Annotated in this window: 9 protein-coding genes; 2 read left to right on the top strand and 7 right to left on the bottom strand. The window is 63.8% G+C overall.

Annotated elements, in window-relative coordinates; all coding sequences use genetic code 11:
* Positions 1-127: 127 nt before the first annotated feature.
* On the bottom strand, positions 128-1,549 hold the full coding sequence (locus ACVOK8_RS04145; RefSeq protein ID WP_481565703.1) for a M28 family peptidase: 1,422 nt from the start codon (positions 1,547-1,549) through the stop codon (positions 128-130).
* A gap of 253 nt (positions 1,550-1,802) precedes the next feature.
* On the opposite strand from ACVOK8_RS04145, the gene ACVOK8_RS04140 reads away from it, so the two are divergent.
* Positions 1,803-2,783: a hypothetical protein gene (locus ACVOK8_RS04140; RefSeq protein ID WP_481565702.1), complete on the top strand. Its 981-nt coding sequence runs from the start codon at positions 1,803-1,805 to the stop codon at positions 2,781-2,783.
* A 61-nt stretch (positions 2,784-2,844) separates the two neighbouring features.
* Here the strand turns inward: ACVOK8_RS04140 and mscL are convergent, their stop codons facing one another.
* The 3 genes from mscL to ACVOK8_RS04125 form a co-directional block, all read right to left on the bottom strand.
* A complete protein-coding gene (gene mscL / locus ACVOK8_RS04135; RefSeq protein WP_481537904.1) occupies positions 2,845-3,261 on the bottom strand; it encodes a large-conductance mechanosensitive channel protein MscL in 417 nt (138 codons plus the stop codon).
* Between the two features lie 58 nt (positions 3,262-3,319).
* Positions 3,320-4,024 carry a fumarylacetoacetate hydrolase family protein gene (locus ACVOK8_RS04130; RefSeq protein WP_481565701.1) on the bottom strand — a complete coding sequence of 235 codons (705 nt, stop codon included), beginning with the start codon at positions 4,022-4,024 and terminating at the stop codon, positions 3,320-3,322.
* A gap of 278 nt (positions 4,025-4,302) precedes the next feature.
* Complete coding sequence (locus tag ACVOK8_RS04125) at positions 4,303-4,584, bottom strand: hypothetical protein (RefSeq protein ID WP_481565700.1); 282 nt, start codon at positions 4,582-4,584, stop codon at positions 4,303-4,305.
* A gap of 173 nt (positions 4,585-4,757) precedes the next feature.
* On the opposite strand from ACVOK8_RS04125, the gene ACVOK8_RS04120 reads away from it, so the two are divergent.
* Positions 4,758-5,105 (top strand): Rieske (2Fe-2S) protein, encoded by a 348-nt coding sequence (locus ACVOK8_RS04120; RefSeq protein ID WP_481565699.1) that lies wholly within the window; start codon positions 4,758-4,760, stop codon positions 5,103-5,105.
* Positions 5,106-5,315: 210 nt separating this feature from the next.
* Here ACVOK8_RS04120 and ACVOK8_RS04115 read toward each other — a convergent pair whose 3' ends face one another.
* The 3 genes from ACVOK8_RS04115 to ACVOK8_RS04105 form a co-directional block, all read right to left on the bottom strand.
* A complete protein-coding gene (locus ACVOK8_RS04115; RefSeq protein WP_481565698.1) occupies positions 5,316-7,163 on the bottom strand; it encodes an SLC13 family permease in 1,848 nt (615 codons plus the stop codon).
* A gap of 124 nt (positions 7,164-7,287) precedes the next feature.
* Positions 7,288-8,040 carry a tRNA (guanosine(46)-N7)-methyltransferase TrmB gene (gene trmB / locus ACVOK8_RS04110; RefSeq protein WP_481565697.1) on the bottom strand — a complete coding sequence of 251 codons (753 nt, stop codon included), beginning with the start codon at positions 8,038-8,040 and terminating at the stop codon, positions 7,288-7,290.
* Entirely contained in the window at positions 8,040-8,834 is a 795-nt protein-coding gene (locus tag ACVOK8_RS04105) for a thiazole synthase (RefSeq protein WP_282272409.1), read from the bottom strand. The genes trmB and ACVOK8_RS04105 overlap by 1 nt, the downstream gene beginning before the upstream one ends.
* Positions 8,835-9,072 lie beyond the last annotated feature (238 nt).

Genomic DNA, 9,072 nt, shown 5'->3' with positions numbered 1-9,072 from the left:
CGGCGCAGCTCTTCGCCTTCCTTCAACACCCTCCCCCCGGCCCGGACGCTCCGCCCCGCCCACTACAGAAAGCCAAACCAAGAAAGGCGCCCTGCGGCGCCTTTCTTGGCTTCAATCCGACAAGGAATCACTCCCGCGGCGGCACCACATCCTTGGCTTCGCTGCCGAAGCTGCCTTCAGACTCCGCTGCCAGATAGGCAAACACGGTGTAGGCCGCCACGTTCTGGGCAAGCGCCTTCGGGTCGATCTTGTCCAGGGTGTCGTCCGGAGTGTGGTGCAGGTCGAAATAGTCGGTCCCGTCCTGCGCCAACCACGCCCAGGCACCGCCCTTGGCCGCCAGCGGGCCGACATCCGGGCCGGGGCCGCCTTCATTGGCACGGTACTCGATGCCCAGCGGCGCCAGCGCCTCGCCGATCTGGCGGGTAGCCTCGCGCGATTCGGCCGGATTGCCCGAGCCGGTGTTGAAGGCATAGATACGCCCGGCGCCGAAGTCGCTCTCTGCAGCGATGTGCTGCTGCACGATCTCGCCTGCGGCCACGCGTGCGGCGGCGTAGGCCTTGCCGCCGTGCAGGCCCTGTTCTTCATTGGCAAAGGCGATGACGCGGATGGTGCGCTTGGGTGCCTGCTTGAGCTGGCCGATCAGATGGCCGGCGGCCATGGTGATGCCGATGCCTGCGCCGTCGTCGATGGCGCCGGTGCCCAGATCCCAGGAGTCCAGATGACCGCCGATCACCACTACTTCCTTGGGCAGGCTGCGGCCGGTGATCTCGCCGATCACGTTCTGCGAGGTGTAGCTGCCATCCCAGCCGCAGTCCAATGCGATGCGGATGCGGGTAGCACCGCGCGCGACCAGACGATTGAGCTGGTCGGCATCTGGGCCGGAGAGTGCGGCCGACGGCACCGGGGTCAGGCCTTCGTCGTAACGGGTGATGCCGGTATGCGGCATACGGTGCGAATCGGTGCCGGCCGAGCGCATGATGAAACCGACAGCGCCCTTGCGGATCGCTTCGGACGGGCCACGGCTGCGCACGCTGCCGCCGATGCCATAGTCAGCACCATCCCGCTTGCGGGTCATGGTGAAGTCGACATAGGCGATCTTGCCGGTCAACGAGCCTTCCGGCGCTGCCTTCAATGCATCCAGGCCTTCAAAGCGTACGATCTCGGCTTCCACCGTGCCGGCCGGGCTGCCGCCCAGCGCGGTGATGGTCAGCGGCTGCGGATGCGCGCCCAGTACCGAGGCGTGTTCGCTGCGGCGCTCCCACTTCGGGAAGGTGACCGGCTCGGTCCAGACCTTGTCGAAGCCAAGTGCCTTGAACTTGGCCTTGGCCCATTCCACTGCACGTGCATCGGCCTCGCTGCCGGCCATGCGCGGGCCAACTTCGGTGGTCAGCGATTCCACTACCTGCCAACCGGTGTTGTCAGCCAATGCCTGCGCGCGCAGTTCGGCGGCCTTGGTGAGTGCCTGCTGCGGAATATGGGTGGGCGCAGCGTTGGCAGCGGCCGAGGAGCACAGCAACAGGAGGGCAAGGGAAAGAGCGCGGCGACGCATAGTCAATTCCAAGGTGATTTGTCGAGTCAGGGTAACAGTGGTTTGGCGTAGGGGAATGTGCCGGTTGGGATGTGTGGAAGTCTTGGCACTGGCTAAGTAGTTCCCCTTCTGGCTGCTTTTGCACGCATCCGCTAGGCGATATGGGCGGCCAAAACGATGACAGGCAAGCGAGGGTTTTTCTCGTATTGCGACGCAACATCACAAGCGAGCCTGAGCACCCCCACCGGTTTGGTGGATAGCTCAGGAACACTTGATGACATTGCGACACAAGACTGCAGGGACGTTGCTGATGTTGGCGTTGCCAGTAATCGGACTGGCACAGACGCGCTCCATGGACGATGTGCTTTTCACCGGGCCGTTGCTTACTCCGGGACCGGCAGCCATGCCGCAGGGCGAGTTTTTCGCTCAATCGTATTGGATATACAGCCGCACCAATGGCGTGTACGACGATCAAGGCGATCGCCATGCGCTGGATGCACACGACAGCAGTCAGTTGCTGAGCCTGTTGCTCGGTGGTGGTATCACCGATCACCTGACCGGCGAGTTGGTGCTCAATGGCAGTCGCTCCGCGCAGGGCGCGCAGCACAGTGATGGCTACCGCATTGGCGATAGCGCAGCGCGGCTGCGCTACCAGTTGCGCGCTGGCGATGCATTGGCCAGCGAGATGACCTTGGCTGCGATGCTGAGTCAATCGCTGGCGACTGGCCGGCATGACCGCTTGGGTGAGAACACGCTCAACGGGCAGGGCAGCGGTGTCTATCGCACAGGCCTGTCGTTGCTGGGGCAGCAAGTGCTGTGGATGCCGAATGGCCGGCCGCTGCGCTGGCGCTGGCAGACTAGCTGGAGCCCGTCGCCGCGCAGTGTTTCGGTGGTCGGGCGCAGTGTCTATGGCACCGAGCAGAGCTTTCGCGGCACGTTCAACGCAGGAGCGGCGGTCAGTGGCGCATTGGGGCTGGAATACAGCATCAACCGCAATTGGGTGTTGGCCTTGGATCTGACTGCCAGTACGCAGTCGGGCAGCGTGCTTGATGGCAGTGTTGCTGATGCATCTGGTCAGCGGAAGGCGCTGCACCAGAATGGCTCACGCAGCCGCGCGTTCAGTGCGGCACCCGCTGTGGAATACATCATCAACGACCAGGTCGGTGTGCTGTTCGGTGTGCAGGCGTCGTTGCCGGGAGGGCGCAACAGCGCCTCCCATGTCAGCCCGCAGGTGTCGATGACGATGACGTTCTAAAGGTTGCAAACGGCAACGGCCGGGGAATCCCCCGGCCGTTGCTGGCAGATCTGTAGAGCGGTCAGTGCTTGTTGAGGCCGTCACGGATTTCACGCAGCAGCAGCACTTCTTCGCTGGGCTCAGGCGCGGCGGCCGGGGCTTCTTCCTTCTTGCGCGACAGGCGGTTGACCACCTTGACCAGCATGAAGATCGCAAAGGCGACGATGACGAACTGGATCAGCGTATTGATGAAGTCGCCATAGCCGATCACCACGGCAGGGATTTCCTTGCCGTCGGCGCCGATCTTTGCCGGTGCCAAGGTCCAGGCCAATGCCGAGAAATCGACATTGCCGATCAGCCAGCCGATCGGCGGCATGATCACCTTCTCGACCAGCGAGGTGACGATCTTGCCGAATGCGGCACCGATCACGACACCGACCGCGAGGTCGATGACGTTGCCGCGCATCGCAAATTCCTTGAATTCGCTGATCATTCCCATGTGTTTTTCCTAGGTATGCATGAAGGGGAGCTGGCGCAGACTACTCCAGTGGATGTCATCAGGCGATCAAACCTTCGCGATGTGCGATTTTTCCTAGGCGGGCGATGAAACGGTCGCCGGGCTGGAGTGCGGCCACACCGGCCGGGGTACCCATGAAGATCAGGTCGCCGGCACGCAGTGCGTAGAGCTTGGACAGCTCGTGCAGGATGTCGGCGACGTTCCAGATCATCTGATCGAGGGTGGACTTCTGGCGCAGTTCGCCATTGATTTCCAGCGACAGTTCCAGCGGTGCCAGATCACCGACCTCTGATGCCAACACCAGGCTGCTGACCGGCGCGGAATGGTCGAAGCCCTTGGCGATATCCCAGGGACCGCCTTTGGCCTTGGCGGCTGCCTGCAGGTCGCGGCGGGTCAGGTCCAGACCGACGCCATAGGCCAGTACCAGGTCCATTGCCTGATCCATGGCGAGCACGCCAGCCGGCGCATCCTTGCCCAGCGCCACCACCAGTTCCACTTCGTGGTGCAGGTCGGAGGTAGCGGGCGGATAGGGGATCGCGGTGTCGCCAACCACGATGGCATCGGCTGGCTTCATGAAGAACATCGGCTGGCCGCGTTCGCTGGCCGAGACCGGTGCTGTGGCGCCCATCTCGCGGGCGTGATCGGCAAAATTGCGGCCCACGCAGTAGATGCGGTGCACCGGGAAGGTGCCGCCACCGGCAACCGGGATGCGCGGCTGGGGCAGGGCGGGAATCAGGTCAGTCATGGTTGCGTCCAGGTGAAACGACGCAAAAGTCTAGCGGACGCAGGCGCATTCTGTAGAGCGAAGCGCTGCTCCTGGAATGCCGATTTTCTGTGGGAGCTGCGTAAGCCGCGAAGCAGATTGCAGCTATGTCGGTAGTTTCAGTGGTGTCGGCTTCGCGGCTTACGCCGCTCCCACAACCTTGGTGCACCGGTAAGGCTGTTGCCGAGCATGGCTCGGCACTACCGGGGAGGTGGTCGGGAAAGCCCCTGCCGAGCATGGCTCGGCACTACAGAAAAGCGTTAGCGTGCTTGCGGCAGGGCGGCTCTGCGTACTACGCGGTACTCGGCGTCGACCACGGTCGGGTCGGCCTTGCGTACGGCGCGGGCCTTGCGCGATGCAAACAGCTTCCAGGCGATGCCGCCCAGGATCATGGCCGCGCCAATGAACACGCCGCCGACCACCAGCACCGCAAGAATTGCGATGCCGAGCAAGCCCAAGGCAATGCGCACCAACGGGTTGCGCGGTTTGCGCGGCTCGAACAGGTTGCGCAGCTTGGCGAATTGGACGTAGCGGATGTTCATGAAAGCTCGATGACGTTGAGTCTGCTGTGGAGTATCAGGGGCGTTTGGGCCAATTGCGTGAAGTTGTCGTTAATTGATGTCTGAATAGGGGGCGCGACAATGCCGTGAGTCAGCTTCGTCCCGACCTTGGCCACCCATGCGACAATGACGGGCTTACTCGTATCGGTGTTCCAATGTCCAGCGCCATCGCTTCCGGAATCGAACTTTGCCCGTTGGCCGCCGTGCCTGACCAAGGCTTTCACTCGGTGGTGGCAGTGATTGATGGCGATGCCGAAACCTTGGTCTTGTACCGTGATGGCGATGCGGTGCGGGCGTGGTTGAACGTGTGCCCGCACGCCGGGCGTGCCTTGGATTGGGCGCCGGGCCAGTTCCTCAAGAGCCGCGAAGGGCATCTGGTCTGCGCCGTGCACGGTGCCTCGTTCGAACTGGAAGGTGGTATCTGCGTCGCAGGTCCGTGCAAAGGTGACTCGCTGCGCGCGGTGCCGGTATCGGTCGGCGATGGCAAGGTGTTGCTGGGCTGAGGCTGGTCAAACGGGTTTTGCAGGCCCTACGACTTTTGTAGGAGCGGCGGGGGGCCCCCCCCCCCCAGCGGTGGGCCGGCGGCGCTGTGTGGTGTGGGGGAAAAAATACCCCCGGGGGTGGGGTGGGGGGGTTTTTTTTTTTGGGCTGGGGGGGGGGGGGGGGGGGGGGGGGGGCGCCCCCCCCCCCGCTCCTACAAGATCCCGAGCCTCTCAGAACATGATGTTGATCATGATCACCACGATCACGGTATAGAGCAGCGACAGCGGTCCGCCGACCCGCCACATCTCACGCGGGGTGTACTTGGCCGGGCCCATCGCCATCGAGATTACCGGGTTGGAGGCGGTCATCAGGTTGTTGGACGCCGACAAGGCCACGATCAGCGCGAATGCGGTCGGATTGCCACCCGCAGCCAAGGCCAGGTTGACCGCGATCGGCACCATCACGATGGTCGCGCCGACATGGCTGATCACCAGCGAGAACGCGGTGGTCAATAGCGCCAGTGCGATCTCAAACACCCACACCGGAATACCGGCGGGCAACTTGTCGATGGTGTGGCCGGCAATCCAGGCCGCCGCACCACTGCTGTCCATCGCCCAGCCCAGCGGAATCAGGCCGGCCATCATGAAGATGGTCTTCCAGTTGATCGCCGCATACGCCTCGTCCATGCGCAGCACGCCAGTCAGCAACATGCCGGCCACGCCGGTGAGCAGGGTCAGGGCCACCGGCAGGTGCGAGGTGAGCGCGATGATGATGGTCAGCGCGAAGATTGCCATCGCGATCTTGAATTTGTGCGGGCGCTGCTCGCCCTTGGGGTAGTCGGTGACCACCACGAAGTCGCGGCTCTCAGCGGCAGTGGCCAGGTCCTGCCAGATGCTGTGGAAGACCAGCATGTCACCGGCACGCAGTGCGGTGTTGCGCACGTCCTCGCGGATCACCTGTTTGTCGCGGTTGATCGCCAGCAGGCTGATGCCGCGTTCCTTGCGCAGGCGCAGCTCGCCGGCGGTCTTGCCGATCAGGCGCGAGGTCGGCGGTACCACCGCTTCGGAGATGCCGGCGCGGGCCGGATTGAACAGATCGCCCAGTTGCTTCAGTCGCGAGGACATACGCAGGAACTGGTTCTGTGCGAAATCCGATACCTGCTGGCGCGGCCCCATCGCACCGATCACGCTACCTACCCAGATACGCATGTCGGCCGGCGGCGACAGACGGGTGTCATCGCCGGTCTTCAAGGCAAGCAGCAACGGCGCATCGAACAGGTTCTCTGCCTCGCCAACGGTCATGCCGACCAGCGGGCTTTCGGCGGTAACCAGCAGTTCGAAGACGTCGCCTTCAATGCCATAGGATTTGGCGAAGTAGCTCTCGGTGCGGGCCGGCGCCTGGCCATCCTCGCTTTCGGTTTCTTCTTCCTGCAGTTTGCGGCTGCCGTAGAAGCGGAAGTAGAGCAACGAAGCGATCAGCAAGGCGACGCCAATTGGCAGCGGCGCGAACATGCGCAGCGGTTCGATGGTGGCGGTGCCGGAGGGCAGGTTGTTGTTGGCCGACATCAACAAATCGTTGAGCAGGATCAGCGGCGAGTTGCCGACCATGGTCAGCGCGCCACCCATCACGATGGCGGCGGAGATCGGCAGCAGCTGGCGCTTCAGGGTGAGCGCGGTGCGCGAAGCCAGGCGCGAGGCGACCGGCAGGTACAGCGCCATCACCGAAGGGTTCTGCATGAACGAGGAGTTCAAGCCGGCGGTGGCGCTGGTCAGCAGCAGCAGCCGTTGTTCCAGGCCATGCGAACGTCGCAGCAGCCAGCCGGCGAGCCGGTTCAGTGCGCCGGTACGGTCCAGGCCGGCACCGAGAATGGTGGTGGCGATGATGCTCATCACCGCGTTACCGGAGAAACCACCGAAGATTTCTTCAGGGGCAATCAGGCCGGTGACGCCCAGCACCACCATCACCACCAAGGCCACTACGTCGGCGCGGATGCGCTCGAACAGGAACATGGCCATCGTGAAGCCCACCAGCCCGAGCACGAGCTTCATATCGGTGGTGAGCGTCAGCGCGGTATCCATCAGGGCAGTGGCTTCAAAGAGGAGAGCTGGGACGGTTTGACAGTGCACTCTGCCATCAACGCTGCGCAGGCGGCGTGTTCGGCAATCTCATGGAAGCGTGCAGCTGTCATCGCGTCCTCATCACTCAGCCGGCGTCCGTGTTGCCGGGCTTGTCATACAACAGATCCCAGACGCCATGGCCCAGCTTCTGCCCGCGGGTCTCGAAGTGGGTCTGCGGGCGCCAGTCCGGACGCGGTACCGCGCCACGTGGACCGGCGCGGTTGACCAGGCCGGGAGTAGCGTCAAGCACGTCCCACATCTGCTCGGCGTAGTCTTCCCAGTCGGTGGCGCAATGCAGACGGCCGCCAACGCGCAGCTTGCGCACCAGCAACTCAGCGAAGGCCGGCTGCACCAGGCGGCGCTTGTTATGGCGCTTCTTGTGCCAGGGATCCGGGAAGTAGATGCGGATCTCGTCCAGCGCGCCGTCGGCGATTTCCTTCTCCAGCACTTCCACGGCGTCGTGGTGGTAGAGCTTGACGTTGTCGGCATTGTCATCAGCCAGTGCATTGAGCAGGCGGCCTACGCCCGGTGCATGCACCTCAATGCCGATATAGTCCTTGGAGGTGTCGAATTGGGCGGCGTAGCGCAGTGCAGCGCCGTTGCCGAAGCCAATCTCCATCACCTTGGGCGCGTTGCGGCCGAAGGTGGCGTCCAGGTCGCGCGGCTCGCCATTGAAGTCGATACCGAAGCGCGGCCAGCGCTCGTCGAACGCGCGCTGCTGGGCCGGGGTGAAGCGGCCCTGGCGCAGCACGAAGCTGCGGATCTCGCGGCGGCCTTCGGTCACGGTGAAGGGCTTGGGCGGTGCCTTGGAGCCCGCGCTGTCAAAAGGATTGGTCATCAGCCGATCAGCCCATCAACGGGAGAGGAGGCGCTGGCGTAGCGCTTGCGCGGGATGCGGCCGGCGAGGAAGGCCTCGCGGCCAGCTTCCACGGCCTTGCGCATGGCGCTGGCCATCAACACCGGGTTGCGGGCACCGGCAATGGCGGTGTTCATCAATACACCGTCGCAGCCCAGCTCCATCGCGATGGCTGCGTCCGAGGCGGTGCCGACGCCGGCATCGACGATGATCGGCACCTTGGCGTTCTCGATGATCTCGATCAGGTTGTACTTGTTCTGGATGCCCAGGCCCGAACCAATTGGCGCGGCCAGCGGCATCACCGCGGCGCAGCCGATTTCTTCCAGGCGCTTGGCCAGGATCGGGTCGTCGGAGGTATAGACCATGACGTCGAAGCCGTCCTTGACCAGTTGTTCTGCGGCCTTGAGGGTAGCCATCACGTCCGGGTACAGGGTCTTCTGGTCGCCCAGCACTTCCAGCTTGGTCAGGTTGTGGCCGTCCAGCAGCTCACGGGCCAGGCGGCAGGTACGTACCGCGTCTTCGGCGGTATAGCAGCCCGCGGTATTGGGCAGGATCGCGTAGCGGTCCGGCGGCAGCACGTCGAGCAGGTTGGGCTCGCCCGGGTTCTGGCCGATGTTGGTACGGCGGATGGCCACGGTGACGATCTGGGCGCCAGCGGCTTCGGTAGCCAGGCGGGTTTCTTCCAGATCCTTGAACTTGCCAGTGCCGGTCAGCAACCGGGAGGAATAGGTTTTGCCGGCGATGACCAGCGAATCGGTGGGGACATTTGCATTCATGTCCGAATTATCACCCATCCCGCCGACCTGTAGTGCCGAGCCATGCTCGGCAGGGGCGAGCCAGGACTGTGGTGCCGAGCCATGCTGGGCAAAGGGCGTCACAGGTAACGCCCCAGCGCAGCACGGCTGCGCTCTACAGGTGGAGCCGGCAGCTGGCTGCTGTTGCTCCCTCCCTTTGCCGCAGGCAAGGGGAGGGCTGGGGAGGGGGTGGTTTTTCAGCCCTTTGTGGATTGCCAGC

It is taken from the genome of Stenotrophomonas sp. STEN083 (assembly GCF_056759195.1).
The sequence above is the reverse complement of the archived record's forward strand: the minus strand, read 5'-3'. Positions and strand labels throughout refer to the sequence as shown.